This is a genomic window from Jiella sonneratiae (assembly GCF_017353515.1).
Lineage (GTDB): Bacteria > Pseudomonadota > Alphaproteobacteria > Rhizobiales > Rhizobiaceae > Jiella > Jiella sonneratiae.
Genome location: NZ_JAFMPY010000015.1, coordinates 22,065 through 48,039, shown reverse-complemented (window position 1 = coordinate 48,039; position 25,975 = coordinate 22,065). Strand labels below are relative to the sequence as shown.

Annotated in this window: 26 protein-coding genes; 9 read left to right on the top strand and 17 right to left on the bottom strand. The window is 69.3% G+C overall.

Going from position 1 to position 25,975, the window contains the following annotated elements; all coding sequences use genetic code 11:
- Window positions 1-2: 2 nt before the first annotated feature.
- The 3 genes from J1C47_RS14715 to J1C47_RS14705 form a co-directional block, all read right to left on the bottom strand.
- Complete coding sequence (locus tag J1C47_RS14715) at window positions 3-680, bottom strand: TRAP transporter small permease (protein WP_207351538.1); 678 nt, start codon at window positions 678-680, stop codon at window positions 3-5.
- Between the two features lie 176 nt (window positions 681-856).
- A complete protein-coding gene (locus J1C47_RS14710; protein WP_207351537.1) occupies window positions 857-1,870 on the bottom strand; it encodes a DctP family TRAP transporter solute-binding subunit in 1,014 nt (337 codons plus the stop codon).
- A 435-nt stretch (window positions 1,871-2,305) separates the two neighbouring features.
- Window positions 2,306-3,475 (bottom strand): M20 aminoacylase family protein, encoded by a 1,170-nt coding sequence (locus J1C47_RS14705; RefSeq protein ID WP_207351536.1) that lies wholly within the window; start codon window positions 3,473-3,475, stop codon window positions 2,306-2,308.
- Between the two features lie 222 nt (window positions 3,476-3,697).
- Between J1C47_RS14705 and J1C47_RS14700 the strand changes: the two genes are divergently transcribed.
- The gene (locus J1C47_RS14700; RefSeq protein WP_342591993.1) at window positions 3,698-5,347 is read left to right on the top strand and encodes a D-alanyl-D-alanine carboxypeptidase family protein; all 1,650 of its coding nucleotides are present in this window, start codon (window positions 3,698-3,700) and stop codon (window positions 5,345-5,347) included.
- A gap of 6 nt (window positions 5,348-5,353) precedes the next feature.
- The gene (locus J1C47_RS14695) at window positions 5,354-6,574 is read left to right on the top strand and encodes a CobW family GTP-binding protein (protein WP_207351535.1); all 1,221 of its coding nucleotides are present in this window, start codon (window positions 5,354-5,356) and stop codon (window positions 6,572-6,574) included.
- Window positions 6,575-6,611: 37 nt separating this feature from the next.
- On the opposite strand, the gene J1C47_RS14690 is transcribed toward J1C47_RS14695, so the two are convergent.
- Window positions 6,612-6,878, bottom strand: a complete 267-nt coding sequence (locus J1C47_RS14690; protein WP_207351534.1) for a sulfurtransferase TusA family protein — start codon at window positions 6,876-6,878, stop codon at window positions 6,612-6,614.
- Between the two features lie 90 nt (window positions 6,879-6,968).
- Between J1C47_RS14690 and J1C47_RS14685 the strand changes: the two genes are divergently transcribed.
- From J1C47_RS14685 to aroQ, 3 genes are all read left to right on the top strand, one after another.
- Window positions 6,969-7,523 carry a DUF924 family protein gene (locus J1C47_RS14685; RefSeq protein ID WP_207351533.1) on the top strand — a complete coding sequence of 185 codons (555 nt, stop codon included), beginning with the start codon at window positions 6,969-6,971 and terminating at the stop codon, window positions 7,521-7,523.
- Window positions 7,524-7,824: 301 nt separating this feature from the next.
- The gene (locus J1C47_RS14680) at window positions 7,825-9,039 is read left to right on the top strand and encodes a GNAT family N-acetyltransferase (protein WP_207351532.1); all 1,215 of its coding nucleotides are present in this window, start codon (window positions 7,825-7,827) and stop codon (window positions 9,037-9,039) included.
- 155 nt (window positions 9,040-9,194) lie between these two features.
- Window positions 9,195-9,647 (top strand): type II 3-dehydroquinate dehydratase, encoded by a 453-nt coding sequence (gene aroQ / locus J1C47_RS14675; RefSeq protein ID WP_207351531.1) that lies wholly within the window; start codon window positions 9,195-9,197, stop codon window positions 9,645-9,647.
- A 54-nt stretch (window positions 9,648-9,701) separates the two neighbouring features.
- On the opposite strand, the gene J1C47_RS14670 is transcribed toward aroQ, so the two are convergent.
- The 6 genes from J1C47_RS14670 to hemC form a co-directional block, all read right to left on the bottom strand.
- On the bottom strand, window positions 9,702-10,499 hold the full coding sequence (locus J1C47_RS14670; protein WP_207351530.1) for a glutamine amidotransferase: 798 nt from the start codon (window positions 10,497-10,499) through the stop codon (window positions 9,702-9,704).
- A 233-nt stretch (window positions 10,500-10,732) separates the two neighbouring features.
- A complete protein-coding gene (locus tag J1C47_RS14665) occupies window positions 10,733-11,194 on the bottom strand; it encodes a tellurite resistance TerB family protein (protein ID WP_207351529.1) in 462 nt (153 codons plus the stop codon).
- 93 nt (window positions 11,195-11,287) lie between these two features.
- A complete protein-coding gene (locus J1C47_RS14660) occupies window positions 11,288-12,919 on the bottom strand; it encodes a heme biosynthesis protein HemY (RefSeq protein WP_207351528.1) in 1,632 nt (543 codons plus the stop codon).
- A 15-nt stretch (window positions 12,920-12,934) separates the two neighbouring features.
- Entirely contained in the window at window positions 12,935-14,845 is a 1,911-nt protein-coding gene (locus J1C47_RS14655; protein WP_207351527.1) for a COG4223 family protein, read from the bottom strand.
- Between the two features lie 214 nt (window positions 14,846-15,059).
- Window positions 15,060-15,770 (bottom strand): uroporphyrinogen-III synthase, encoded by a 711-nt coding sequence (locus tag J1C47_RS14650; RefSeq protein ID WP_207351526.1) that lies wholly within the window; start codon window positions 15,768-15,770, stop codon window positions 15,060-15,062.
- Window positions 15,771-15,786: 16 nt separating this feature from the next.
- Entirely contained in the window at window positions 15,787-16,722 is a 936-nt protein-coding gene (gene hemC / locus J1C47_RS14645; RefSeq protein WP_342591992.1) for a hydroxymethylbilane synthase, read from the bottom strand.
- 251 nt (window positions 16,723-16,973) lie between these two features.
- On the opposite strand from hemC, the gene tsaD reads away from it, so the two are divergent.
- From tsaD to J1C47_RS14625, 4 genes are all read left to right on the top strand, one after another.
- Window positions 16,974-18,092: a tRNA (adenosine(37)-N6)-threonylcarbamoyltransferase complex transferase subunit TsaD gene (tsaD, locus tag J1C47_RS14640; protein ID WP_207351524.1), complete on the top strand. Its 1,119-nt coding sequence runs from the start codon at window positions 16,974-16,976 to the stop codon at window positions 18,090-18,092.
- Window positions 18,089-19,069 (top strand): NAD(P)H-dependent glycerol-3-phosphate dehydrogenase, encoded by a 981-nt coding sequence (locus J1C47_RS14635; protein WP_207351523.1) that lies wholly within the window; start codon window positions 18,089-18,091, stop codon window positions 19,067-19,069. Before tsaD ends, J1C47_RS14635 begins: the two co-directional genes overlap by 4 nt.
- 94 nt (window positions 19,070-19,163) lie before the next feature.
- Window positions 19,164-19,454, top strand: coding sequence for a YciI-like protein (locus tag J1C47_RS14630; RefSeq protein WP_207351522.1), 291 nt, complete (start codon window positions 19,164-19,166; stop codon window positions 19,452-19,454).
- Between the two features lies 1 nt (window position 19,455).
- Complete coding sequence (locus J1C47_RS14625; protein ID WP_207351521.1) at window positions 19,456-19,893, top strand: EVE domain-containing protein; 438 nt, start codon at window positions 19,456-19,458, stop codon at window positions 19,891-19,893.
- Between the two features lie 60 nt (window positions 19,894-19,953).
- Here J1C47_RS14625 and J1C47_RS14620 read toward each other — a convergent pair whose 3' ends face one another.
- From J1C47_RS14620 to J1C47_RS14590, 7 genes are all read right to left on the bottom strand, one after another.
- Window positions 19,954-20,973 carry an ABC transporter ATP-binding protein gene (locus J1C47_RS14620; protein ID WP_207351520.1) on the bottom strand — a complete coding sequence of 340 codons (1,020 nt, stop codon included), beginning with the start codon at window positions 20,971-20,973 and terminating at the stop codon, window positions 19,954-19,956.
- Complete coding sequence (locus J1C47_RS14615) at window positions 20,970-21,971, bottom strand: ABC transporter ATP-binding protein (RefSeq protein ID WP_207351519.1); 1,002 nt, start codon at window positions 21,969-21,971, stop codon at window positions 20,970-20,972. Before J1C47_RS14615 ends, J1C47_RS14620 begins: the two co-directional genes overlap by 4 nt.
- Window positions 21,972-22,034: 63 nt before the next feature.
- The gene (locus J1C47_RS14610; protein ID WP_207351518.1) at window positions 22,035-22,616 is read right to left on the bottom strand and encodes a hypothetical protein; all 582 of its coding nucleotides are present in this window, start codon (window positions 22,614-22,616) and stop codon (window positions 22,035-22,037) included.
- Between the two features lie 5 nt (window positions 22,617-22,621).
- Window positions 22,622-23,476, bottom strand: coding sequence for an ABC transporter permease subunit (locus tag J1C47_RS14605; protein WP_245396583.1), 855 nt, complete (start codon window positions 23,474-23,476; stop codon window positions 22,622-22,624).
- Window positions 23,477-23,574: 98 nt separating this feature from the next.
- Window positions 23,575-24,582, bottom strand: a complete 1,008-nt coding sequence (locus tag J1C47_RS14600; RefSeq protein ID WP_207351516.1) for an ABC transporter permease subunit — start codon at window positions 24,580-24,582, stop codon at window positions 23,575-23,577.
- Entirely contained in the window at window positions 24,583-25,107 is a 525-nt protein-coding gene (locus tag J1C47_RS14595) for a GNAT family N-acetyltransferase (RefSeq protein WP_207351515.1), read from the bottom strand. It abuts the gene before it with no gap.
- Window positions 25,104-25,952: an HAD family hydrolase gene (locus tag J1C47_RS14590; RefSeq protein WP_207351514.1), complete on the bottom strand. Its 849-nt coding sequence runs from the start codon at window positions 25,950-25,952 to the stop codon at window positions 25,104-25,106. Before J1C47_RS14590 ends, J1C47_RS14595 begins: the two co-directional genes overlap by 4 nt.
- Between the last annotated feature and the right edge of the window lie 23 nt (window positions 25,953-25,975).

The following is a 25,975-nucleotide window of genomic DNA, read 5'->3' as shown; positions in this document are numbered from 1 at the left end:
CGTCAGTCCTTCAGGACGTCGCGGTTTTCGGCGACGAGGTCTTCCGCCTCGTGCCCGGCGATCACCAGCTCGCGCCGGCCGGTGGCGATGGCGACCATCGCCTCGATGGCCCTGAAGCCGAGCAGCGCCAGCCCGACGGGCAGCATCAGATAGGCGATCCAGCGCTGCACCCGCTCCTGCACGCCGAACGCCGCCTGGAACCACTCGGGATAGCGAAGGTCGTCGAGACCGATGCCGACCTTGAAGAACCGCTCCCAGTAGAAGACCGCGCCGCCCGATGCATGCGCCCCGAAGACCTGGAGCCAGTCGGAGGACAAAAGGATCGCGGCATAGAGCAGCGTCGCGAAGGCCCCGAACAGGGCGCAGGCCCGGAACGCCGGCTTCGGAAACGTCCGGATGGCGGCGTCGACGCCGAGATGCAGCCCGGTCTTCAGCCCGTAGCTCATCCCGAAGAGGATCAGCCAGGCGAAGAGGATGCGGTTGAATTCCAGCGCCCCGCCCCAGCCGGTGGAAAAGCCGTAGCGGGCGATCACCTGAAAAAAGGAGACGAGGGTGATCGTCGCGAGCAGGATGGCGAGGACATTCTCCTCGAACCGCGTGACCGCGTCCGGCCAGCGGCGCTCCACGAGGAACAGAAGCACGATCAGGCCGAGGATCGCGAAATAGGGCCACAGGCTCATGACGGGCGGAACCTTTGGAGCGATGAAGGAAGGGCGGGCAGCACGGCGAAGGCCACCGACCGGCACGAGGCCGTGGCGACCGATCGGAGGCCGAAGGCGGCGGGCCGTGGGCATCCGCCGCCTGGCGCCCTTCGCGCCGATGCGCGAAGGGCAGGTCTATGGCCGAAGCGCCTCGGTCAGTTCGTGCTGTTCGAGGCGACCGCCGCGTCGATCAGGTCCTGACCGATGTCGCCCTTGAACTGGTCCCAGACCGGCTTCATGGTCTCGACCCACTTCTTGCGCTGGTCCGGCGTCAGCTCGCGGATGGTGCCGCCGGCATCGATGATGTTCTGCCGGTTCTTCTGCTCGATCGCCGCGACGTTGGCGTTGGCTTCCTGGGTGACCTCGTCGGCGATCTTGACGAACTGGTCGCGCATCTCGGGATCGAGGCCGTTCAGCCACTCCGTCGACGTGACGAGCAGATAGGCGAGCAGCTGGTGGTTGGTCTCGGTGACGCCGTCCTGCACCTCGAAGAACTTCTGGGTGTAGATGTTCGACCAGGTGTTCTCCTGGCCGTCGACGACGCCGGTCTGCAGCGCGCCGTAGACCTCCTTGAAGGCCAGCTTCTGGGCCGAGGCGCCCATCGCCTCGATCATCGCCTCGGCGACGTCGGAGGTCTGGATGCGGAACTTCAGCCCGGCGGCGTCCGAGGGAACGTTGAGCGGCTTGTCGGCCGAGAACTGCTTCAGGCCCGAGGACCAGTAGCCGAGGCCGGTATAGCCGACGTCCTCCATGATGTTCAGCATGCCCTTGCCGGCATCCGACTGGGTGAAGCGGTCGACGGCGTCGAGGCTCTCGAACAGGAAGGGCAGGTCGAACAGCCGGTATTTCAGCGTGTAGGCCTCGAACTTCGAGAGCGACGGCGCGGCGAGCTGCACGTCGCCGAGGAGCAGCGCCTCCATCACCTTGTCGTCGTCGAAAAGGGTCGAGTTCGCGAAGACCTGCATGCAGGCCTTGCCGTCCATCTCCTCGTTGACGCGCTTGGCGAACAGCGTCGCGGCATCGCCCTTCGGGTGTCCGGTGGCGGCGACGACGTGACTGAACTTGATGACCATCTCGCCATCGTCGCAGCCCTTCGGATCGGCCTTGGCGGCGGTCGCGGCGAGGCCGAAGGCGACGAGCGCGAGCGTGCTCGGCAGCAGCTTGTTCATGGTGATTTTCCTCCACTCGATGGGCCGGGGCGGCCCGTGCGAAACGATTTCCCTCGGCGGCCCTGCCGGATGGCGGGCCGCGACGCGGCGGCGGAACGCTCTGCCGATGTGGGAAGACCCGGCCGACGCCCGTCGAGATCGCGGCTCCGGTGATCGTCACCGGTTCGCCCTCGCCTGCCGTCGCAGCGCCTCCCGCCGTCGCGACGACTTCGGTTCAGCAAGCGGCGTGCCAGCCCCGCCCGGCGGGCGGCGGAAATCGCCGCGCCCTGCAGGACAGGCGTCTGTCGGGATGAGAGGTGCGCCGAGAAGGTGGCACGCGCCGGGCGATGTGTCGCGCGCTACCCCGGGCGGCCGGCGCGATGGGTGCGCCGGGTGACATCGCCAGAAAGGCTTATCGCTTGCAGCGTGCCGTCGGCCCGTCGGCCCGGGGCCGGATCAGCCAGCCGGGAGCGCCCGTTCGACCAGCCGCACCCAGTAGCTCGCGCCGAACACCAGGGCCTCGTCGGAAAAGTCGTAAGCGGCGGTGTGGAGGCCCGAAGTGTCGCCGTTGCCGATGAAGACGTAGGCGCCGGGCTTTTCCTCGAGCATGTAGGAAAAGTCCTCGCCGGCAAGCAGCGGCGGTGCCGAGGGATCGACATTGGCAGGTCCGGCGACCTCGCCTGCGACCTCGGCGCAGAAGTCGCTCTCCGCCGCGTCGTTGACCGTCACCGGATAGTTGCGGTCCCAGTCGACGACCGCCTCGAGGTCGTGTGCGCTGGCGATCCCGGCGGAAATTTCGCGGATCCGCTTTTCGGCGAGATCGCGCATCCCCGTATCGAGCGCGCGGACGGTGCCGGAAACGGTCGCCGTGTCGGGAATGACGTTGTGGGCGTAGCCGCCGTGAAACTGCGTTACCGAGACGACCAGCGATCTGAGCGGATCGGTGTTTCGGGAGACGATCGCCTGCATCGCCTGCACCAGCGCCGCGCCTGCGAGAATCGGGTCGGCGGCGCGATGCGGCAGCGCGGCGTGGCTGCCCCGCCCCTTGAGCGTGACGGCGAATTCGTCGGTCGAGGCCATGATCGCCCCGTGGCGCATGCCGAAGCGTCCGACCGGCAGGCCGGGCAGATTGTGCATGCCGTAGACCTTCTCGACGGGAAAGCGGTCGAACAGGCCGTCCTCGATCATGGCCTTGCCGCCGGCGCCGCCCTCTTCCGCCGGCTGGAAGATCAGCGCCACGGTGCCGGAAAAGCCGCGGGTCTCGCAAAGCCCCTTGGCGGCGCCGAGCAGCATCGCCATGTGGCCGTCGTGGCCGCAGGCATGCATCGCGCCGGCGCGGCGCGAGGCGTAGTCTTTGCCGGTCTCCTCGACGATCGGCAGGGCGTCCATATCGGCCCTGAGGCCGATCATCCGGCCGCCGGGGCCCTCGCGGCCGTGGATCAGGCCGACGACGCCGGTCCGGCCGATGCCCGTCGCCACCATGTCGCAGCCGAACTCCTCGAGCCGCGCCGCCACGAAGGCCGCCGTGTCGCCGACGTCGTAGAGAAGTTCGGGCTCGGCGTGGAGCGCATGCCGCCAAGCTTCGATCTCTGGCCTTAGAGCGGCGATTCGGTTACTGACAGGCATGATTTGTTTCCGTTCGAGGCGTGGCGCTGCCCGGGCCGGCAAGCATCCACCGTCTGCCGCTCCGGTCCGCCCTGCGCAAGCGCGTCCGGCATGGCGGGCGACCACCGGCCCGAACCGGCGCCGCCGGGCGTTCTTTCGCAGTGCGACACGGGCGGCGCGGCCTGTCAACCGGCCGGCCGCCCGGGCGGCGCCATCGACGACGATGAGAAGGAGGCGCAGTTGGTGAGATCGTCCGACTGGCAACGTCTGATCGGCAGCGCAATGCTTTCGCTGGCCATCGCCGCCGCTGCTCCGGCGGGTCTCGCCGAAGCGCGACAGGCCGCGGTCGCGGTTCCGACGCCGAAGCCCCAGGCGGCCGAGGCGGCGAAGACCGAGCCCCAGGCGAGCGATCCCTCGGCCGAATCGGCGACAGGGCCGGCAGCAGGCGAGACCGGCAAGGTCGATCCGGCAAAATCCGGGCCTGAGGCCGACGCCGATTCGGATGCCGATGCCGCCGCGCAGTCGACGGATGCCGCGTCGCCGTCGGACGCTGCCGCGGCAGCATCCGAGACCCCCTCGGCGCCGTCGATGTCCAGCGTCGTCGTCGACGTCGCGACGGGCAAGGTGCTGTCCGAGCACGATGCCAGCGAGCGTCGCTATCCCGCTTCCACGACCAAGCTGATGACGGCCTATCTCGCGCTGAAGGCGCTGCGCGAAGGCCGCGTCTCGCTCGATTCGCCGGTGATCGTCACGCGGCTCGCCGCCAGCCAGGCGCCGGCCAAGATGGGCTATCCGGCGGGGTCGGTGATCCGCCTCGACACCGCGCTGAAGATGATGCTGGTCAAGTCGGCGAACGACATCGCCATGGCGATCGGCCAGAGCCTCGCGCATGAATCGGAAGGCGACTTCGTCGACATGATGAATGCCGAGGCGGCGGCACTCGGCATGAAGGACACCCACTACATCAACCCCAACGGCCTGCCCGGCGAAGGCCAGTATTCCTCGGCCAAGGATCTCGCGACCATCGCGGTCCGCATCCGGCGCGAATTCCCGGCATTCGCCGGCTATTTCGACATCGAGGCGATCACCAACGGCAAGGCGCTGATGCGCAACGGCAACAAGCTGCTCGGCCGGTTCGAGGGGGCGGACGGCATGAAGACCGGCTATATCTGCGCCTCGGGCTTCAACCTCGTCTCCTCGGCGACGCGCAACGGCCGGACGCTGGTCGCCGTCGTCCTCGGCGCCAACGGCACGATCCCGCGCGAGCGCCTCTCGGCCTCGCTGCTCCAAGCCGGCTTCGAGACCGATCCGGCGACGAAGGACGTGACCCTCGATCAGCTCCCGACCTCCAGCGGCGAGGTGCTGGACATTTCCGACTTCATCTGCGGCAAGGCGGGACGCACGGCGCGGGCGAACGAACGGGTCGAGGAGGAGAACCGCGACGAGATGTTCGGCTCGCCCTACCTGACGGAAATGAAGCGCGCGCCGGTCACCGTGAAGGTCGGGCTCGGCGGCGCGGCGGGCAACGACCTCGTCGATCCGGGCGTGTCGATCATCGCCAATTACGGCATTCCGATCCCGACGCCGCGTCCGACGCCGCCAGCACCCGACACGATGGCCGGCCAGAGCGACGGAACGGCGTCCGGCGGAACAGGGCCCGACGGTGCAGCTCCCGGCGAGGCCGCCTCCCCGCTGCCGACCGCCGACCGACCGACCGACAAGCCTTCCGCCGTCAATGCCTATAGCGGCCGGCAGAGCGCCCTGCGCTTCAAGCTCGGCGTCCACAGCCCGCTCGCCAAGCGCGGGCCGCGGCTCGACACCGAGATCGGCTTCGACCTCAGACCCGCCGCCTACGGGCATCGGGGCCAGGCGGCCGAAATCGGAGCGAACTAGCGCGTGATGGCAAGTGACGACGGCGCCCGGGGCGTGCCGATCCGGCTGACGCTCCTCACCGGTTTTCTCGGCGCCGGCAAGACGACGCTGCTGAACCGCCTGATCGGCGACCCCGCCCTCGGCGACGCCGCGGTTGTGGTGAACGAGTTCGGCGAGGCGGCGATCGATCCGCTGCTGATCGAGGCGGTGTCGAGCGATGGTGTCATCTCGCTGTCGAACGGCTGCCTCTGCTGCACGGTGCGCGGCGAACTCGTCGACACCCTCGCCGACCTCGCGGCCGGGGCCGGAGCGACGGAAGGCCGACGCCCGCCGGCCCGCGTCCTGGTCGAGACGACGGGGCTCGCCGATCCCGGCCCGATCCTTTCGGCGATCATGGCGCATCCCTTCCTGTCGCACGCCTATGCGCTGGACGGCGTCGTCACCGTCGTCGACGCGGCCCACGGCCTCGCCACCCTTGCCGCTCACGAGGAGAGCCGCCGCCAGATCGCGGTCGCCGACCGGATCGTCCTCACCAAGGCCGACCTCGTCTCGGCCGACGCCGTCGCTTCGCTGCACGCGGCCGTCCGCCGCATCAATCCGCGCGCCCCGATCGTCGACGCGGCCACCGTCACCGGCGCCGAGGGCGTTCTCGTCGGATGCGGCCTCGCCGATAGCCTGTCGCGCGGCGAAGGCCTGTCGAACTGGCTGGGCGAGCCGCTGCGATCGGGACCCTTGCCGGGTGGCGCCCCACGAAACGCCCCGCGGGACCAGCAGGCGTGCCCCTCGGAGGCGGACGGGGCGGGCGACGACTGCAGCGACCATGCCGGCCATCGTCATCATGGACATGACCACGACCATTTCCGCCACGACGCCATCCGCTCGATCTCGCTGGAGACCGACCGGCCCGTCCCCTTCGACGCCATCGCGAGCTTTCTCGAGATCCTCACCGAGACCGCGGGCGGGAAGATCCTGAGAATGAAGGGGGTCGTCCTCCTCGCCGAGAACCCGGCACGCCCCCTCGTCATCCACGGCGTCCAGGGCTTCATGCATCCGCCCGCCCAGCTTCCGGCCTGGCCCCGGGGCGCGGCCGCGAAGACGCTTATCGTCCTCATCGGCAGCGGCCTCGACGAGCGCTACGCCCGCGACCTCTTCGGCGCCTTCACCGGCGGCATTGCCCCGGATGCGGCCGACCGCGCGGCGATCGAAGCAAACCCCCTCGCCGTGCCGGGCCATCGCTTCGAAGCTTGAGCGGCCCGGCGCCGCGAGACGGCGGAGGCCTCCGGCGTCATTCCACCGCCCGGCGCCGCTTGACGATCTCAAAGCGCGTTGCAGTGCCTTCCAGCCGCGTCGCGGCGAGCAGATGCCCTTCCTCGCGGCACAGATGGGTGATGTCGAGCGTCGCGAGGGGATCGTCGGCAACGACGGCAAGCCCCATTCCGTCGGGCAGCCCGGCCAGATGTTTGCGGGTTCGAAGCACCGGCAGCGGGCAGCGCAGACCCGTCAGGTCGAGTTCCACCCACCGCTCGGCCTCGATCGTCGCCACGCTTTTCATTCACACCCTCTTTGACGCCGCTGCGGCGTCACTATCTCCCGCTCGCACGCTGCGTGCCGCGAACTTGCGCGCCGACAGGAAAGCCGAGCCATGCCCCACCCTTCGTCCGCCGACCCACAGACGATCGTCGAGTTCTGGCGCGAGGCGGGCCCCGAACGCTGGTTCGAGAAGGACGAAGCCTTCGACGCGACGATCCGACGACGCTTCGGCGACCTCTACGAAATGGCCGCGCGCGGCGAACTCGACGCCTGGGCCGAGGAGGCCAACGGCGCGCTGGCGCTGATCATCCTCCTCGACCAGTTTCCGCGCAACATGTTTCGCGGCAGCCCGCTGGCATTTGCCACCGACGGCAAGGCCGCCGGAATTGCCCGCATGGCGCTCGCGCGCGGCGATCACGAAATCGTGGCCGAGGACGTCAACCAGTTTCTGGCACTGCCGCTGATGCACTCGGAGCAGCTTTCCGACCAACAGGACTGCGTCGCCTGGATGGAGCGGCTCGGCGAGGCGGACAACGTGAAATTCGCCGAAATGCATCGCGACATCATCGCCCGCTTCGGGCGGTTTCCCCATCGTAATGAAGTGCTTGGCCGGGAGACGACGGAGCCGGAGCAGGCCTTCCTCGCCGCTGGCGGCTTCTCCGGCTGAAGAGAGGCGACAGACGCCCGGGCGCGAGGGCATTTCCTCCCGCCACAACGGTCCGTTGGCGAGGCGAATTGTCCCGGATTGAAACCTGCGACGAAATCTTAAAATCTCCTGGTGAATATGGAGCGGAGCGGCACTGGTCAGGACGACCCGAGAGAGCGTGTAGCCGAGTATGTCGAGTATGCCGAGTACGGAGTATGCACCACCCGGATTTGGTGACGCCGCCGATAGGCTCGCCGGCGCCGAGCGGCCGCAGGAAGCGGACGTCGTTTCGACGACGTCGCTGGCCGGCCGCGCGAGGGGCATGACGACCGAGAATCCGGTACCGGCCGAACTCGACGTCGCCGTGCCGCGCAGCGGCGGTTCGCGTCGCTTCACCGTCTATCGTCCCGAACAGGCCTTCTCGCTGATCGACGAGCTGCAGCATCTCTCGCGCCGTTCGATCGAGGCGAACGTCTTCTTCGATCCCCGCTTCTTCGTCCCGGCGATGCCGCGTCTCGACGACCGCAGCGTGCGGCTGATGGTCCTGCGCGACGAGGGAAGGTCGCGCAGTCGCCTCCGCCTCCTGATGCCCTACACGATCGAGCGGACCTTCGGGCTGCGGGGCGTCTCGACGATCCGCGCCTGGGTCCACCCTTTCGGCCGGCTGGGCACGCTGCCGCTCGACGGCGACGATCCCGAAGAGACGCTGCTCGGCTTCTTCGAGATGCTGGCCTCGGCCGAGACCGGGCTTCCCGGCGTCCTCGTGCTGCCGGAAACGCGGACGGACGGCCCCTTCGCCGCCGCCCTCGCCAATGCCGTCCGGACGGCCGGCCTGCCGATCGCCACGGTGGACGCTTTCACGCGCGCCGGGCTGGTGAAGGCGGAGGCTGCCGACTACCTGCGGACACAGCCGATCTCGGCCCGGCGCCGGCGCGAACTCCAGCGCCAGAGACGGCTGCTCGAGGCAGAGGGTCCGGTCACCTTCCGCGTTTCCCGCGACACGGCGAGCGTGCGCGCGGCGCTCGAGCAGTTCCTGTCGCTCGAAGCCAGCGGATGGAAGGGCAGGATCCGCAGCGCGATGGTCCTCGATCGCTACCGGGCGGCATTTGCGCGCGAGTCGATCAATGCTCTGGCCGAGGACGGCCGGGCCCGCATCTACAGCCTCCTCGTCGCCGAGCGGCCGGTGGCGAGCCTCGTCGCCCTCGTCCAGGCGGGCCAGGCGTTTGCCTGGAAGATGGCCTATGACGAGACGTTCGGCAGGGCGTCCCCCGGGCAGCAGCTGCTCGACGAGACGACGCGCGCCCTGATTGCCGATCCGGCGATCAAATGCGCTGATTCCTGCGCGATGCCCGACCATTTCGTGATGAACCGCTTCTGGCCGGAAAGGCTGCCGGTCGCGACATACGTCATCGGGCTGCGGCCGGAGAGCCGGAACGCCGTCGATGCCGCCGTCAAGGCGATCGCAAGGGGCCGGCGCTCGCGAAATCTCGCCCGGCTCGCCCGCGAGTGGGTCGGCGACACCCTCGCGCGGCGCTAAAGCATGATCCCGAAAAGTGGGAACCGGTTTTCGGAAAAGATCATGCGGGAAAAGGAAGATGGAGCAGGAAGATGAGCGAAGCTCATTTCAGCCCGCGCTAGCTCTCACGCCCCTCACGGCTTGCCAAGCCGTGAGGCAGCGGTCTAATGCGGCCCATGGCGACCATCTTCTGCATCAACGGCCCCAATCTCAACCTGCTCGGCAAGCGCCAGCCCGAGGTCTACGGCCATGAAACGCTCGCCGACGTCGAGCGGCGGCTTAAGGATCTCGCCGCCGAGCTCGGTCACGAGCTGCGCTGCCTGCAGTCGAACCGCGAATACGAAATCATCGACTGGATCCACGAGGCGCGCGAGGCCGCGGCGGCGATCGTCGTCAACCCCGGGGCTTTCAGCCACACCTCGGTGGCGATCCTCGACGCTCTCAACGCCTTCGAGGGCTTCGTGCTGGAAGTGCACATCTCCAACATCCACCGGCGCGAGAGCTTCCGCCATCACTCCTACGTCTCCGGGCGGGCGGAGGGCGTCGTCGCCGGCTTCGGCACACGCGGATACGACTTCGCACTGACGCGGGCGGCTGAGCTGATCGCCGCAAAGGCCGGAAAGGGCTGAGGCAGCGGGTCAGCCAAGATCGACTGCGCATGTCTCGTCGCCACGTCGGCGGTGTCAGGCGGGATCGGCGGCCTCGACCCTGCGGCCGAAGCTGCGTGCCAGAAACGCTTCCAGCCATCGCAGCACCGGCGCGTCGTAGACGCTGCGGCCGTCGAAATGCGCACGCCGCGCCTGCGCCCCGGGAAGCTGCAGCCGCTCGTGGCCCCGCGTCGTCCAGCGGTGCATCATCGCAAGGGTGAGTTCGGCATGAAACTGCACGCCGAAGGCCGCCGGTCCGTACTGGAACGCCTGGTTCGGATACCAGTCGCCCTCGGCGAGCAGGCGGGCGCCGCGCGGCAGATCGAAGCCTTCGCGGTGCCACTGATAGATCATCTGCGGCCAGTGGCGGACGATCTGGCGTCCCTCGGTCGTCGAGCGGAGCGGATAATAGCCGATCTCCGCGAGGCCGCCCGGATGCGAGGCGACCGCCGCGCCGAGACGTTTCGCCAGCATCTGCGCGCCGAGGCAGATGCCGAGAAACGGCCGCTCCTCCTTGAGCGGCACGCCGATCCAGTCGAGCTCGGCCTTGATGTAGTCGTGCGGGTCGTTGGCGCTCGGCGGCCCGCCGAAGACGATCGCCCCGCGATGGGCGTCGAGCGTCGCCGGCAGCGCCTGGCCGAGCACCGGCCGCCGGATGTCGAGCGCCACGCCGTGGCGCTGCAGCACCTGGCCGACGCGACCCGGCGTCGACGTCTCCTGATGGAGGACGATGAGAACCGGCCGCACGTCGGTGGCGTCGAGGACGTATTTTGGTTCGCGAAGCCCCGCAACGGCTGCCGTCTCGTTGGTCAGGGCGTGCTCGTGAAATGCCATGGCTCTCTGCCGCAAGCTCGTCGTTGCCTTGGAAAGCGGTCCGTGCAGGACGCCCGAGACCTACGCTCCGCGGGGCTTCGATGCAAGGCAAGCAAGCGCCGTGCCGGATTTGGCAAGGGGTGACCGACCGTCACCGGGCGGCGACCGGCGGTCATCTCCGACCGCAAGGGCGACGGCATCCGTCGCGCCCCGGCCGCGCCGATCCGGCCCGCCGGAAGGCTGGTTCCGCCGGGTCAGTCGTCCTGCCTGCCGGCCGCCTCGTGCTTCATCAGCATGCGCTCGCGGGTCGAAACGCCGAGCAGTTCCGATATGCGCCAGATCAGATTGTCCTCGAGCTCGTGCACGTCGCCATCGGCGTAGGTCACTTCCCAGAGAAGTTCGACGAAGCGGATCCGATGCGCCTCGTCGAGTTCGCGCTTGAGGATCGAGGTGAAGTGGTAGAGATCGACCGACTGCTGGTCGGCCTGCCGGCCCTCGGTGGCGAGCCGCTCGGCCTCGGCGTCCGACAGGTCGAATTCGTCCCGGAGGATCTCGACGAAACGCCGCCGCTCCGAACTCGTGACGACGCCGTCGGCATCGATGACGTGAAACAAGAGCGCCGCGCTGGCGACGCGGAGATGGTCGGCGCCGTCGCGCTCGTCCTCGTCGCCCATGGAGGCGATGGCGCGAAAGAAGCCTTTGATCTGATCGAACATGTCCGCCTTACCGTCATGCCCCGCCGGGGCGCGGACATGCCGGCCTCGGAGGGAACCTTCGTGCCTCGGGGGGCGGCTGCAGCGCTTCGCGCCTCAGCCGAAACGCGCCGCCTTGCGTTCCTCGCTGGAGCGGCCGTAGTCGGGGGCCTGTGCCGGCTTGCCGGTTTTTGGCGTCTCTTCCGAGGCAGCGGCTTTGCCGGAGCCGTTCACCAGCGCGCCGGCAGCCCGGTATTTCGGCGCCGGTTCTCCGGCCTCACCGGTTCCGGAAACGGTTGCCGCTGGTCCGGCATCCACCGGCCTGTCCGCGGCCGAGGCGGTCGTTGCGGCAGGCTCAGCTGTGGCGGCAGTGCCGGCGGCAGCTTTCGTTCCGGCCTCGTCATCATCCTGCTCGAAGCTTCCGGCGCTCTCTTCGAGCACGTGGGCATGGGCGGTGACCTGCCGCTGCGGCGGGGCCTTCCATTCGTAGGCGTCGAGCCGGCCAGTCACCGGCGAGACGGGGGCCCAATTCTCCGAGACGACCCCGTCCGCCGTCCAGGCCGGATCGCGCGGCGCGCGGATCGCCTTCGCCATCCATTCGCGGATGCGGCCGACTTCGCCCGTGTCCTCCTCCTCGATATCGGCGAGCAGCAGATAGACGCTCTCGCGCGGCTCGATTTCCGCCGCCTCCAGCGCCGACTTGCGGGCGAGGCCGAGGTCGTGGGCGTCGAGCGCCGCGCGGGCGAGGCAGATCGCCGATTCGACGTGTCCCGGACGGAGCGACGCCAGATGCTTCGCCCGCTTCAGCCGGTCGTCGACGGAATCGCCCGGCCGCGCGGCGACATAGGCTGCGGCGACCTCCGGATGGGGCCCGTAGGTCCAGCTCTTTTCCAGAACCTTGACGCCCTTGCGCAGATCGCCGAGCCGGAAGCAGGCCTGGGCCGCGACGAGGGCTGCCGGCACGAGCTCGGGCGCGAGGCTGTGCGCCTCGAGCGCCGCCGCCTTGGCGGCCTTCGGATCGGCCTCGACGCAGTCCATCGCCTTGGCGGTGAGGAGCACGGCGCGGTTGCGGTCCGACTCGTCGCGGTCGATGAGCCGCGTGTTCTTCTGGGCTTCGAGCACGTGGATCGCGCCGTCCCAGTCGCCGGCCAGCGATTTTCCCTCCAGCACGGCGCCGCCTGCCCAGGGAACGTGCGGCGCGAGCCGCACGGCCCGCTCGGCATAGAAGCGGGCCGCCGCCTCGTCGCCGACGCGTTCGGCTTCGAGATAGAGGCCCCGCATGGCGAGGAGCCGCGTCTCGTTGTCCCGCTCCATGCTCTGGAAGACCGACCGGGCATGGGCGTGGTCGCCCTCGATCATCGCGGTCTGGGCATCGAGGAAGCGGACCAGCGGTTCCCGCCGGCCGTCCAGGAGCTTCTGGCTGCGCTTGGTCATGCGACGGGCGAGGATGGCGTCGCCGGCCCCGGCCGCGATGATGCCGCTCGACAGTGCGTGGTAGCCCTTGTCGCGGCGGCGCCCGTCGAAATAGCTGTGGATCGTGTGGGGGGTGCGGAAGAACGCCGAGATCAGCCAGACGACGAACATCACGGCGACGATCGCGATCGCCAGCGCGATGAGAAAGACCATCAGGCTGGTCTGGACCGTCTGTCCCTGCCAGTCGAAGGTGACGGAGCCCGGGTTGTCCGCCAGCCAGCCGAAGCCGAGCGACAGCACCAGGATGACGATAAGGAAAGCGAGAATTCGCAGCATCGAGTAAGTCCCGGGCTAGCCCTGGTTGGCAGGTTCGGCGGTGCCTTGCGTGTCGGTCGAACCCGGCTTCGAGCCCGAAATGGCTCCCTGCAGGGTAGACGAGACGATGTCTTGGGCCGTCAGCCGCGCTTTCACCTTGGCGTCGAAGTCGGCGCTGGCCTGTTGCGCGGTGTCGGGCAGCTTCTCCCATTCCGCGTGGAACGCCTGAAGGTCGCCGGAACGGATCGCCGCGTCGAGGCGCGACAGCACCGCGTCGTCGCTCTTGTCGGCTTGGGGCGGCGTGCCCGACGAGCGCATCTGGACGAGCGAAGAAAGCCCGGCCACGAACTGATCCTGCAGCGGCGCGTTCGGCCGCGGCGGCGAGAGCGCGTCCGCGATCTTCCGCTCGACATCCGGCCACTCGGCGGCGATCTGCCGCTCGGACGGAACGCCGTCGGCGGCGAACTGCCTGAGGCTGTCGGTCGCCTCGCCGGCACCGGCGGTCTTGGCATAGGTTTCGAGCTGCTCGGCGAAAGGTCCGCCGGAATCGATCGAGGATTTGAGGTTCGCCGCGGCCAGCGCCACCGCCGCCCGTTTTTCCGCCTCCTCGACGGCGCCCACCCGCTTTCCGAGGTCGGCGAGCGCACCGTCGACCTTCGAGCTCGCCGCGCTGGCCGCTTCCTTGGCGGCGCTCGCATCGCCGGCCGCGGCGTTCGCCTTGTCGAGCGCCGACTGGGCCGTGGTCTGCGCGCCGTTCGCCGTCTGCTGGGCGTTGGTCGCGGCCTGCTGCGCCGCCCCGGCCGTTTCGTTGGCGGCGCTCGCCTGCTTCAGGGCGTCGGCCGCGTCGCGCGCCGTCCGGTCGCTCGCTTCCTTCAGCCCGGCGACGGCCTTTTCCGCGGCCGATGCGGTCTCGTTGGCGCCGCTGGCGGTCTTGCCGGCGGCCGCGGCCGCGTCGCTGGCGCCCTTGGCGGCGTCGCTCGCCGATTTCGCCGTGGTGCCGGCCTGGTCGACCGACTGCTTGAGAGAGGAAAGGTCGGCGGTCGAACTCTCGAGCGCCGCCATGCGCTTTTCGAGCGGCGAAAGGTCGACGGCCGGAGCGGTGCCGGACGACGCGGCCTGGCCCGCCCCCATGGCCGCGACCTGATCCTTCAGCTTGGCGATCTCGCCGTTCATCGCCTGCAGCTGCTCGTCGGAGGCGTCGGTATTCGTCGCCGCCGGTGCCGGGGCCGGCAGCCAGCCGTTGGCGGCAAGGACCCATGTCCCTCCGAGCGCCAGGATCGCCCCGAGCAGCGCCGCGCCGATCAGGCCGCCGGCGCCGACACCGCCGGAACCGCTGGGCGGCGGCGTGTATGACGACGAGGAATGTCCAGACCCGGATCCGCCGCCGCTGTCGGTCGCGCGGGAGGGCGTCCTTGAGGGCGCGGCGGCAGAAGGGCCGGAAGAGGATGAAGCCGATGGGGATGCCGACGAGGCCGCCGTTCTTCCGGCGGCGCCCGGCTCGCCCCTTGCCGGGCTCGACGAAGCGGCGCTCGCGGCCGAGGCGGCGCTCGTCGTCACCGGGACGGACGGCTTCGGGCTCCCCCCGGCTGCCGCGGTCGCGGCGGTGGTGGTGGCGCCGGGCGTCGATGCGGAGGCAAGCTTGGCCGGATTGGCCGCGGCGCTCGCGAGACCTGCCTTCGACGGCATTCCCGCGGCATCCTTGGCGGCCGTCGGCGCCGTCTTGGCAGCGCCCGCCGCCGACGCTCCAGAGACCGCCGTCGTTCCCGCCGCCTGCTTCGGATCGCTCGTGGTGGAGGCCGAACCCGGGAAGTTCGTCGTCGCGGCCGTCTTGGCCGGTGTCGCCGGCTGCGGCGTCGCCGACGGCTCGCCCGCCGCCGGCCGGTCGGTCGCGGCGCTGCCCTCGGATTTGGCGGCGGCTGCCGCGCTCGTCTTGTCGCCTTCGCTCACGGTCGTTTTCTTTTCCGCCTTCAGGTCGATGGTCTGGCCACGCGGCTTGCTGGGTCGTGATCGCCGGGGACGATTGGTCATAGCGTCAGCTCCATGCTTCGCGAAGTCCTTGCAATGCCCGAGGGCTTCCTCCCCGGCGCGGCGTTGCGGCCCATTGGTCCTTCATTCGCGCGCATGGCGCAAGCTTCGAGTTCACATAGGTCACGGATCTAGGTTAGCCGAGACGTTCGAAAAGCGAGGCGAGGGTCGGCTCGCGAGAAATCAGCGTAGCGGCGCGCCATGGTTGCGGCAGCGCGGCGGCGACCCGCTCCGACAGCGCCAGCAGCCGCGGCTGCGGGGTGAAGAGGTCCGGCATCTCCTGCGCCAGCCGCAGATAGCCTTCGGCCTGCCCGGCCGAAAGAAGCAGCACGGCGTCCGGCGGCCCGCCCATGAGCACGCTGCGGACCATCCCCGCCGAAAGCGTCACGGGAACGATGTCGTAGACCTCCCAGATCCGGTAGCCGATCGCCGCCGCGTCGAGGGCGCGTTCGAGCGTGCCGGTTCGGCGGCGCCCAGCGGCGTAGAGCAGGATCGCGCCGGGGGTGATTCCCGTTTCGATCGCCAGACGCCCCATGCCCGAGGCCGCCCCTCGCGCCGTGCGCACGTCGGGAAACCCCGCCGCGCCGGCCGCCTCGGCGGTGCCCCTGCCGACACAGAGGACCGGCCGGCGATCGGCCGGAAACGCCCCGGCCAGTGCCGGCACGGCCCGGGCGCTCGTCAGGGCAAATCCGGCGATCGCCGCGTCGCCAAGCGCTTCCTGCAGCGGCGCGTCGATGTCGACGCTCCTTTCGAGCGGCAGCATCAGCGGCTGGTGGCCGGCGAGCGAGAGCTCACGCGCGGTCTTCTCGGCCTCTGCCGCCTCGCGCAGGATCAGGACGCGGGCCATCGCCTCGCGCCCCGCCTCAGGCCGTCCAGCCGTCGAAGAAGCCCGGTCCCGCCGCTTCCAGCACGGTCCGTGCCGCCAGGCGGCCGATGAGCTCGGCATCCTCGGCGACGCCCTCGCGCCTCGTCTCGTGCATCTCGCTGCCGTCGGGCCGCAGGATCATGCCGTGCAGCGTCAGCGTGCCGTCCCCGGCAATCAGCGCGCGGGCGGCGATCGGCGTGCGGCAGGACCCGTCGAGCTCGGCGAGGAAGCCGCGCTCGGCGGTCAGGGCGGTCGCGGTCGCCTCGTCGGCGATCGCGGCGACCATCCCGCGGACAAACGCGTCGTCGATACGGCTTTCGATGACGATCGCCCCCTGCCCCGGCGCCGGCGGAAAGACCTCCGGATCCAGCACTTCCGTCGCCACATGCGCCATGTTCATGCGGTTGAGGCCGGCCATCGCCAGGAGCGTGCCGTCGGCCTGCCCCTCACCCAGCTTGCGCAGCCGGGTCTGCACGTTGCCCCGGAAGATGACGACGTTGAGGTCGGGCCGCATGCGCTTCAGGATGGCCTGGCGGCGCAGCGAGGCCGATCCGACCGTCGCGCCCTGCGGCAGCGCGGCGAGCGTCGGCGCGGCTCTTCCGATGAAGACGTCGCGCACGTCCTCCCGCGGCAGGTAGGCGGAAAGTTCCAGCCCGCCTGGAAGCACCGTCGCCACGTCCTTGGAGGAGTGGACGGCGAGGTCGATCGTCCCGTCCAGCAGCGCGAGCTCGATCTCCTTGGTGAACAGGCCCTTTCCGCCGACCTCCGACAGCGGTCGGTCGAGGATGCGATCGCCGGAGGTCGAAATCACCTCGACCTGAAACGCCTCTTCCGGAAGCCCGTGCGCCGCCATCAGCCGGGCACGCACCTCGCTCGCCTGGGCGAGCGCCAGCTGGCTGCCGCGTGTGCCGATTCGGATCGTCCTGTCGCTCACGATACCTCCCCCTTGCCGCTCGTGCTCACGGCGTTGCCGCTCGCCTGCCGGCGGAGCGGCCCGCGCCTTGCCATCCGCCGTCCGGATCGCGCATAGCATGGCGCGATTGCGGGCGGGGCGCAAAGTCCTCTCGCGCCTTGCCGCGTCGAACGGCCGGCAACCGCCTTTCGAACGGCGCAGCGCGTCCCCGGTGGCTTGCCGGGCGGCGGGCCCGCCCCTGCCATTTTCGAGGATCGAGGCGCGATTTCGCCATGACCCGACAAACGCCCCTTGCGCATGCGACGACCGCAGCGACGGTCCTCGGCATCGAGACGAGCTGCGACGAGACCGCGGCGGCCGTCGTCCGGCGGCGTGCCGATGGTGGAGCGGAGATCCTCTCCAACGTCGTCCTGTCGCAGATCGAGGAACATGCGGCCTTCGGCGGCGTCGTGCCGGAAATCGCCGCGAGGGCGCATGTCGAGGCGCTCGACGGGATCGTCCGCGCGGCGCTCGGCGACGCCGGCATCACGCTCGGCGCCGTCGATGCCGTCGCCGCGACCGTCGGCCCCGGCCTCGTCGGCGGCCTCCTCGTCGGGGCGATGACCGGCAAGGCGATCGCCGCCGCCAGGGGCCTGCCCTTCGTCGCCGTCAACCATCTCGAAGGCCATGCGCTCTCGCCGCGGCTCTCCGACAACATCGCCTATCCCTATCTCCTGCTGCTCGTTTCGGGCGGCCACAGCCAGATCCTTCTCGTCCGGGGCCTCGGCGACTACGAACGCTGGGGAACGACCATCGACGACGCGCTCGGCGAGGCCTTCGACAAGACCGCAAAGCTTCTGTCGCTGCCGCATCCCGGCGGGCCGAACGTCGAAATCATGGCGGCAAAGGGCGATCCGACACGCTTCGCCCTGCCGCGTCCGATGAAGGGCGAGGCGCGGCTCGACTTCTCCTTTTCCGGCCTCAAGACGGCGCTGCGTCTCGCCGCCGAGGCGAAGGCGCCGCTGTCCGACGAGGACGTCGCGGATCTCTGCGCGAGCTTTCAGGCGGCCTGCGCCGAGACTCTCGCCGATCGCACGCGCCGGGCGCTGGCGCGGTTCCGCGAGAGGTTTCCCGACATCGCCGGCCCGGTTCTCGGCATCGCCGGCGGCGTCGGCGCCAACAAGGCCATCCGGGCGGCGCTCGCCAAAGAATGCGAAACCGCCGGGTTCCGGCTCGTCGCCCCGCCTTTGAAGCTCTGCTCCGACAACGGCGCGATGATCGCCTATGCCGGGCTCGAACGCCTCGAGGCCGGGCTGACCGATTCGCTCGACGCGCCGGTGCGCTCGCGCTGGCCGCTCGACGAGAAATCCGCGCCGCTCGTCGGCCACGGACGCCGGGGAGCCAAGGCATGAGCGCGATCGCCGTCGTGGGAAGCGGCGCCTGGGGAACGGCACTCGCCGCGCTTTATGCCCGGGACGGCTCTGCAGTGCGGCTGTTCGGGCGGGATGCCGAGACGATCGCGGCGATCGGCGCAGGCCGCGAGAACCCGCGCTACCTGCCGGGAATAGCGCTGCCGGCCTCGATCTGCCCGACCGCCGACGCGGCCGAGGCGCTGAAGGGTGCCTCGCTCGTCCTCCTGGTGGTGCCCGCCCAGAGCCTTTCGGAGGTCGCCGCCGGGCTCGCTCCGCATCTTCGGTCCGGCGTTCCACTCGTTCTCTGCGCCAAAGGAATCGAGCAGGGCACCGGCCGCTTCATGTCCGACATCGTCGCCGGGGCGCTTCCCGGACGGCCGCTCGGCGTCCTGTCCGGTCCGAGCTTTGCGAGCGACGTCGCGCGCGGTCTGCCGACGGCCGTCACCGTCGCGGCAGCCGACGCCGAGGCCGCCGACGCGCTCGCCCGCAGGCTCTCGACCGACAGCTTCCGCTGCTACGCCAGCGACGACGTCCGCGGCGTCGAGGCCGGCGGGGCCCTGAAGAACGTCCTCGCGCTCGCCGCCGGCATCGTCGCCGGCCGCGGCCTCGGCGCCTCCGCCCAGGCGGCGCTGATCACCCGCGGCTTCGTCGAGCTCCGGCGGCTGGGCGAGGCGCTCGGCGGCCGGCCGGAGACGCTGATGGGTCTCTCGGGCCTCGGCGATCTCGTCCTCACCTGCTCCTCGCCGCAATCGCGCAACTTCGCCTATGGCGCAGCGCTCGGCCGCGGCGAGGACGTGACGACGCTGAAACTCGCCGAGGGCGTCTACACCGCCGCGATCGCAGCCCGCCTCGCCGCAAAGACTTCGACGGAAGCCCCGATCGTCGAGACCGTCGCCGCGGTCCTGTCGGGCGGGCTGACGGTGGACGCGGCGATCCAGCGGCTGCTTGCCCGGCCGCTGAAGCGCGAAGCCGGTTGAAAGCCGCGCCCGGCCGCGGTAGCTCCTCGCCTCGAACCCTCGAAGGCCCCGCCCCGCAGTTTGCCGCGGCGGGGCCATCCCAAAGGACAGCCCCATGCTCTTCGCCATCATCTCGACCGACAAGCCGAACCATCTGCAAACCCGGATGGACAACCGCCCCGAGCATCTCGCCTATCTGAATTCCCTCGGCGACAGGCTGAAATTCGCCGGCCCGTTCCTCGGCGGCGACGAAAAGCCGGTCGGCACCCTCGCCGTCGTCGAGGCGGAGACGCTCGACGCGGCGAAGACGATCGCGGCGGACGACCCCTATGCCGTCGCCGGCCTGTTCGAACAGGTCGAGATCCGCCGCTGGAACTGGACGGTGAAGAACCCGGACGCCGCATAAGATGCGCTACTGGCTCTACAAGTCCGAGCCCGCCACCTGGTCCTGGGACCAGCAGAAGCAGAAGGGCGCCTCCGGCGAGGAATGGACCGGCGTCAGGAACTACCAGGCCCGCAACTTCATGCGCGAGATGAAGCGCGGCGACCGCGGCTTCTTCTACCATTCCAACGAGGGCAAGGCCGTCGTCGGCATCGTCGAGGTGGTGAAGGAGGCGCATGCCGATTCCACCGCCGACGATCCGAAATGGGAGTGCGTCGACATCAGGGCGGTGATGGACGTGCCGGAGCCGGTGACCCTCGACAGGATCAAGGCCGAGCCGGCGCTGACCGACATGGTGCTGGTCAACAACTCGCGGCTTTCCGTGCAGCCGGTGACGGAAGAAGAGTTCGCCCATGTCTGCGCGATGGGCGGCGTCGATCCGCAGTCGGCGATGAAGGGCTGAGGCGACTGGGGCACCCGTCTGCGCAAGATCGAGGGCACATCGAGCCTCGGCGACGGCGGGTCACGCCGCGGCCGAGCCGGCCCCGTCGATCCGCCCCTCCTCCACCGCAAAGCATGCCACCCGCGTCGGGCCATGCTGCGTCAGCTCCGGTCGCTCGGTGCGGCAGCGGTCGTTGGCATAAGGGCAGCGGGGGTTGAAGGAGCAGCCGGGCGGCGGGCTGATCGGCGAGGGAAGTTCGCCGGTCAGGCGGATGCGCTGGCCCTTGGATTTCGGGTCCGTGGCCGGCGTCGCCGAGAGGAGCGCGCGGGTATAGGGGTGGAGCGGCGCCGCGTAGAGCGCCGCCACCGGGGCGATCTCGACCGGGCGGCCGAGATACATCACCATCACCCGCGTCGCGACGTGCTTCACCACCGAGAGGTCGTGGCTGATGAAGATGTAGGTGAGGCCGAGGCGCTCCTGCAGGTCGGCGAGGAGGTTGAGGATCTGCGCCTGGATCGAGACGTCCAGAGCCGAGACCGGCTCGTCGAGGACGAGGATCTTCGGCTCGAGGATGATCGCCCGGGCAATGGCGATGCGCTGGCGCTGGCCGCCGGAGAACATGTGCGGATAGCGGCCGTAATGCTCCGGGCGAAGCCCGACCTCGGCGAGCGCCCGCTCCGCCTTCTGCCGGCGCTCGGCGGAGGAGAGCTTGGTGTTGATCTTCAAGGGCTCCTCGATGATCGACCCGACCTTCTGGCGCGGATTGAGCGCGCCATAGGGGTTCTGGAAGACGATCTGCACGGTGGAGCGCAGCTTCCTGACGTCGCCGGGATTGTCGCCGGTGATGGTGACGCCGTCGATGGTCAGCGCGCCCTCGGCGGGCGTCTCGATCATCGTCAGCATGCGCGCGAGGGTCGACTTGCCGCAGCCGCTCTCGCCGACGATCGCCAGCGTCTCGCCCTCCTCGACGGAAAAGCTCGCATCCTTGACGGCCTTCAGCCCGAGCGGCTTGGCGAACAGGCCGCGGCGCACCTCGTAGACCTGGCTGACGTTGCTGGCGGTGACGATGGCATTGGCGGGCGCGTTCGTCGGTACGGTCATCGGGCAGCGCTCACGCTTGTCGGACGGGTGAAAGAGGCGGGAGGATCGAGCGGATAGTGGCAGAGCGCCTCGCCGAGCGAGGCCGGCTGGCGAGGCGGCACCACGGTGCGGCACCTGTCGTCGGCCTTCGGGCAGCGCGGGTTGAACAGGCAGCCGTCCGGCCGGTCCCCCTGCCCCGGCACGACGCCGGGAATGGTCGGCAGGCGCCTTTGCGTGGCGCGCTCGGGGATCGCCGCGAGCAGCGCCGCGGTATAGGGGTGGTGCGGATGGTCGAACAGCGTCGCGACCTTCTGGCGCTCCACCTGCTGACCGGCATACTGCACGACGACCCGCTCGGCCGTCTCGGCGATCACCCCCATGTCGTGGGTGATCAGGATCATCGCCATGCCGTGATCCTTCTGGAGGTCGAGGAGGAGATCGAGGATCTGCGCCTGGATCGTCACGTCGAGGGCGGTGGTCGGCTCGTCGGCGATGAGGAGCTTCGGATTGCAGGCGGTCGCCATGGCGATCATCACCCGCTGGCTCATGCCGCCGGACATCTGGTGCGGGAAGGCGGAGAGCCGGCGCTCGGGCTCCGGGATGCCGACCGCGCGCATCAGCTCGACGGCGCGGGCCTGGCGGGCCTTGCGGTCGAGACCGGTATGCGCCTTCAGCGCCTCCTTGATCTGGAAGCCGACGGTGAAGCAGGGATTGAGGCTCGACATCGGCTCCTGGAAGATCATGGCGATCTCGCTGCCGATGATCTTCCGGCGCTCGCGGCCGGACATCGCCCGAAGGTCGCGGCCCTCGAAGGCGATCTCGTCGGCGGTGACCGTGGCCGAAGGCGGAAGCAGGCCCATCAGGCCGAGCATCGCCACCGACTTGCCGGAGCCGGATTCGCCGACGATGCCGAGCACTTCGCCGGGCTCGACCGTGACGTCGACGCCGTCGACGGCCTTGAACGGACCCGACGCGGTGTCGAAGGTGACGGAGAGATTGCGGAGGGAGAGAAGGGGCATGGTCTTACAGAACCGGGTTCCATGGTATAAATGATGGTGCGAAGGAGTTCGTCATGTCAGCCGTCAAGCCTCGTCCGAAGCCGATTTCCGGCCCGACCGGTCCTCGTCCGGTCTACTGATGCTCTGCCCCAATGATGCATCGAGAGCTTGGATCGCGTCCTGTCCGAGCGCGGCGGCGTATTCACGCAGGGCGAGATAGTCCTCGATCATCCTGATCTTCTCCTCCGCGGGCATCGCCGTGAAACGGTCACCCCGCAGATCGTCCGCGAAATAGGCGATCACTTCCTGTTGCCTGTAGAACAGGACGACGGTGTCGATGACACGGTTCGGCAGGATCGATATTTCGCCGGCGATCGCGCGATACAGCGGTGAGCCCGGCTCCCGGGCAATGAACGGCACGTAGTCTCGAGACTCCTGCGTCCGGCGGCGGACGCCATCGACGATCTCCGATGTTTCGTACTGCCTCAGATGATGGACGGCAGAGCGTATCTCGGCCAGAATGGCGGTCTGGACGTCGCGAACCCGTTCTTCCCGCCGACGCGCTTCGACACCTTTCGCCGTTCGCCAACTGACGTACCAGCCGACGGCCGCGATCAGCGACGAAATCAGCGCAGCCGTCACGGCAGGGCCGACCCAGCTTCCCATCCATCTCAGCTCCGCTTCATCTTCGGGTCGAGCGCGTCCCTGAGGCCGTCGCCGACGAGGTTGATGGCGAGCACGGTGACGAGGATCGCAAGGCCCGGGAAGGTGACCACCCACCAGGCCCTCAGGATGAATTCCCGCGCCTCGGCGAGCATGGTGCCCCATTCCGGCGTCGGCGGCTGGGCGCCCATGCCGAGGAAGCCGAGGGCGGCCGCGTCGAGGATGGCGTTGGAGAAGGACAGGGTCGCCTGGACGATCAGCGGGCCGAGGCAGTTCGGCAGGATGGTGATCACCATCAGCCGCAGCGGGCCCGCGCCGACGACCTGTGCGGCGGTGACGTATTCGCGGCGCTTCTCGGCCATCACCGAGGCCCGCGTCAGGCGCACGAAATGCGGCTGCAGCACCAGCGCGATGGCGATCATCGCATTGGTGAGGCCAGGCCCCAGCACCGCGACGAGGACGAGGGCGAGAAGCAGCGAGGGAAAGGCGAGGATGACGTCCATCACCCGCATGATGACGGTGTCGATCCAGCCGCCGAAATAGCCGGCGACGAGGCCGACGGCGATGCCGACCGAGACCGCGACGACGACGACGATCACGCCGATGAACAGCGAATACTGGGCGCCGTAGAGGAGCCGCGAGAGGATGTCGCGGCCGATCGCGTCGGTGCCGAGGACATAGGTCCAGCTGCCGCCGTCCTGCCAGACCGGCGGGACGAGCTGCGCCTGGTTGTTGGTGACCACCGGCGAATGCGGCGCGATGAGCGGCGCCGCGATGGCGGTGAGGACGATCAGGCCGAAGACGACGAGGCCGAGGACGGCGCCGCGGTTTTCGGAGAAGTAGTACCAGAACTCCTCCAGCATCTGCCGGCGGGCGCTCTTTCGCGGACGATGGTCCGGAAGGTCGGTGCCGACGCCCTCTTCGGCTTCCTGGGCTGAGATGTGGCTCATCGGTACTTCTCCTAGCGCGCCCGGACGCGCGGATTGATGACGCCGTAGAGCACGTCGACCGCGAGATTGACGAACATGATGATCATCGCGATCAAGAGCAGCCCGCCCTGGACCACCGGATAGTCCCGGCGGAACACCGAATCGACCATCCACTTGCCGATGCCGGGCCAGGAGAAGATCGTCTCGGTGAGGATCGCGCCGGCCATCAGCACGCCGACCTGCAGGCCGATCGTCGTCACCACCGGGATGAGCGCGTTGCGCAGCGCATGGACGCCGACGACCCGCGCCTTGGGCAGCCCCTTGGCGCGCGCCGTGCGGACGTAGTCCTCGCCCAGCACCTCCAGCATCGCCGACCGCGTCTGGCGGGCGATGACGGCGAGCGGGATCGTCGCCAGCACGATCGACGGCAGGACGAGATGCGACAGCGCCGAGACGAAGGCGCCCTTCTGGTCGGACAGCAGCGAGTCGATCAGCATGAAGCCGGTCGCCTGCGGGAAGTAGTAGAGCAGCGAGATCCGCCCCGACACCGGCGTCCACTGCAGCACGCCGGAGAAGAGGATGATCAGCAAGAGCCCCCACCAGAAGATCGGCATGGAATAGCCGACGAGGGCCGCGCCCATCACCGTCTGGTCGAACCAGGAGCCGCGCTTGACCGCCGCGAAGACGCCGGCCGGAACCCCGAGGAAGACGGCGATGACGATGGCGCAGAAGGAGAGTTCGAGCGTCGCCGGAAACAGCGTGAAGAACTCCGTCGCGACGTTGCGCTTGGTCACGATGGAGGTGCCGAAATCGCCCTGCAGCAAGCCCCAGAGATAGGAGAGATACTGCATCACCACCGGCCGGTCGAAGCCGAGCTGATGCATGATCTCGGCGTGGCGGGCCGGATCGACCACCCGCTCGCCGGCGAGCATCTGCACCGGATCGCCCGGCAGAAGCCGGATGAAGGCAAAAGCGACGATCGACACCCCGATGAAGGTCGGGACGAGGACGACGACACGCGAGAGGAAAAAGCGAAGCATTCAGGCAGACATCCTGGGCTCTGGGAGCGCCTTTTCATACCGAAGGATGGGGATCGTCATCTCGCCATCGTCGGTTTCCACGGGATAGTCGACGATGGTCTTGAAGCGCCAACCCTGCTTTTCATAGAATCGGCGCGCGCGGGCGTTGGCCTCGTTCACCACGAGGAAGGCCGCGTCCATGCCGCGGCTTTCAAGAAGCGCTTCCGCCGCCGCCATCAGGGCCGGAGCGACCCGGCTGCCACGAAAGCCGCCCGCGACGAAGACCTGCTCGACCTCGTCGGCGTGAACCCGCAGGAAGCCGACCACTCTGCCGGCGCTGAGAGCGATGCGGCTGTCCTCGAGCCGGTCGCCGGCACGGCGCTGAAAGCTCTCCCGGCTGCGATGCATGAGCAGCGCCTCGGGCACGTGGCCGAGATGCGCGTCACACCAGCCCCGGTGCCAGATGTCCGCAATCGCCGGCACGTCCGCCGCAGTTGCCGGACGAACCGAAAGCGTCGCCGCAGCCTCGTTCGGGGCCGCACTCACCGGTCCTGCCCCAGCCGCCGGAGCGCGATCCGCGCCGCATGCGATCGAACGGCATGGGCGAGGATCTCGAAAAGCGGCGAGCCATCCTCATAGCCGGCAGGAGCGAGCGCGTCCGGCCGCTGCGCGCTGAGCATCTCGCCCTCCGCCGAAAAGCCGCCGTCCCGCGCCACCGCGATCGCAAAGCCGCTGTTGTCGCGAACGAAACCGAAGGCCTGGAGGTCGGAGGCGCCGTCGCCGACATAGATCATCTGATCGAAGGCGACGCGCAGTTCGTCCTCGGGAAGCTCCGCCTCGGTGCGCGACGGCGCGTTCGAGCCGCCGACGTCGATGCCCTTGGCCAGCGCCTCGAGATAGCGGACCTTCTCCGGGTGCGAGATCATCTTCTTCACGCCGCGAACGACGCCCTCGTCGTCGAAATCGAAGGCCGAACCGTAGCGCCGATCGAAGACGCCGGCCACGGGATGGGCGCCGAAGACGTCGAGATAACCGGACGAGACGATGGCGAATTCGAGCGTGACGGTCGGGTCGACGGCCCGGGCGACGGCCCGCAGCCGCTCCGGCATCGTTTCGGCCGCCGCAAAGCCCTTCGTCGTCCGGCCAGCCTCCTCAACCGCATCGCGGGTGATCGTCCGGCCGCGGGGCTCGCAGAGCCGGCGCAACCCCTCGAACTTCGCGAGGATGTCGTCCCACCCGGCGTCGCCGAGCGGATGGTAGTGGTTCGCCTTCCAGTCCTCGACGTCGAACCCCATCACGGCGACGAGGCGTTCGAAGCTGTCCTCCGCCAGCGTCCAGTCGAAGTCGAATGCGAGCAGGATGCGGGAATGGAACGGGTGGGTCGCAGGCATGGAGCGGCCTTCATCTTGCAAAA

Bases quoted from the DNA above. Each gene is read 5' to 3' on its own strand.
- tsaD (WP_207351524.1), top strand. From the start codon at position 16,974: ATGACCCGACAAACGCCCCTTGCGCATGCGACGACCGCAGCGACGGTC.
- J1C47_RS14710 (WP_207351537.1), bottom strand. From the start codon at position 1,870: ATGAACAAGCTGCTGCCGAGCACGCTCGCGCTCGTCGCCTTCGGCCTC.
- J1C47_RS14715 (WP_207351538.1), bottom strand. From the start codon at position 680: ATGAGCCTGTGGCCCTATTTCGCGATCCTCGGCCTGATCGTGCTTCTG.
- J1C47_RS14650 (WP_207351526.1), bottom strand. From the start codon at position 15,770: ATGGCCCGCGTCCTGATCCTGCGCGAGGCGGCAGAGGCCGAGAAGACC.
- J1C47_RS14600 (WP_207351516.1), bottom strand. From the start codon at position 24,582: ATGCTTCGCTTTTTCCTCTCGCGTGTCGTCGTCCTCGTCCCGACCTTC.
- aroQ (WP_207351531.1), top strand. From the start codon at position 9,195: ATGGCGACCATCTTCTGCATCAACGGCCCCAATCTCAACCTGCTCGGC.
- J1C47_RS14690 (WP_207351534.1), bottom strand. From the start codon at position 6,878: ATGAAAAGCGTGGCGACGATCGAGGCCGAGCGGTGGGTGGAACTCGAC.
- J1C47_RS14630 (WP_207351522.1), top strand. From the start codon at position 19,164: ATGCTCTTCGCCATCATCTCGACCGACAAGCCGAACCATCTGCAAACC.
- J1C47_RS14610 (WP_207351518.1), bottom strand. From the start codon at position 22,616: ATGGGAAGCTGGGTCGGCCCTGCCGTGACGGCTGCGCTGATTTCGTCG.
- J1C47_RS14605 (WP_245396583.1), bottom strand. From the start codon at position 23,476: ATGCTGGAGGAGTTCTGGTACTACTTCTCCGAAAACCGCGGCGCCGTC.
- J1C47_RS14620 (WP_207351520.1), bottom strand. From the start codon at position 20,973: ATGACCGTACCGACGAACGCGCCCGCCAATGCCATCGTCACCGCCAGC.
- J1C47_RS14635 (WP_207351523.1), top strand. From the start codon at position 18,089: ATGAGCGCGATCGCCGTCGTGGGAAGCGGCGCCTGGGGAACGGCACTC.
- J1C47_RS14670 (WP_207351530.1), bottom strand. From the start codon at position 10,499: ATGGCATTTCACGAGCACGCCCTGACCAACGAGACGGCAGCCGTTGCG.
- J1C47_RS14705 (WP_207351536.1), bottom strand. From the start codon at position 3,475: ATGCCTGTCAGTAACCGAATCGCCGCTCTAAGGCCAGAGATCGAAGCT.
- J1C47_RS14685 (WP_207351533.1), top strand. From the start codon at position 6,969: ATGCCCCACCCTTCGTCCGCCGACCCACAGACGATCGTCGAGTTCTGG.
- J1C47_RS14665 (WP_207351529.1), bottom strand. From the start codon at position 11,194: ATGTTCGATCAGATCAAAGGCTTCTTTCGCGCCATCGCCTCCATGGGC.
- J1C47_RS14625 (WP_207351521.1), top strand. From the start codon at position 19,456: ATGCGCTACTGGCTCTACAAGTCCGAGCCCGCCACCTGGTCCTGGGAC.
- J1C47_RS14680 (WP_207351532.1), top strand. From the start codon at position 7,825: ATGACGACCGAGAATCCGGTACCGGCCGAACTCGACGTCGCCGTGCCG.
- J1C47_RS14695 (WP_207351535.1), top strand. From the start codon at position 5,354: ATGGCAAGTGACGACGGCGCCCGGGGCGTGCCGATCCGGCTGACGCTC.
- J1C47_RS14590 (WP_207351514.1), bottom strand. From the start codon at position 25,952: ATGCCTGCGACCCACCCGTTCCATTCCCGCATCCTGCTCGCATTCGAC.
- J1C47_RS14660 (WP_207351528.1), bottom strand. From the start codon at position 12,919: ATGCTGCGAATTCTCGCTTTCCTTATCGTCATCCTGGTGCTGTCGCTC.
- J1C47_RS14615 (WP_207351519.1), bottom strand. From the start codon at position 21,971: ATGCCCCTTCTCTCCCTCCGCAATCTCTCCGTCACCTTCGACACCGCG.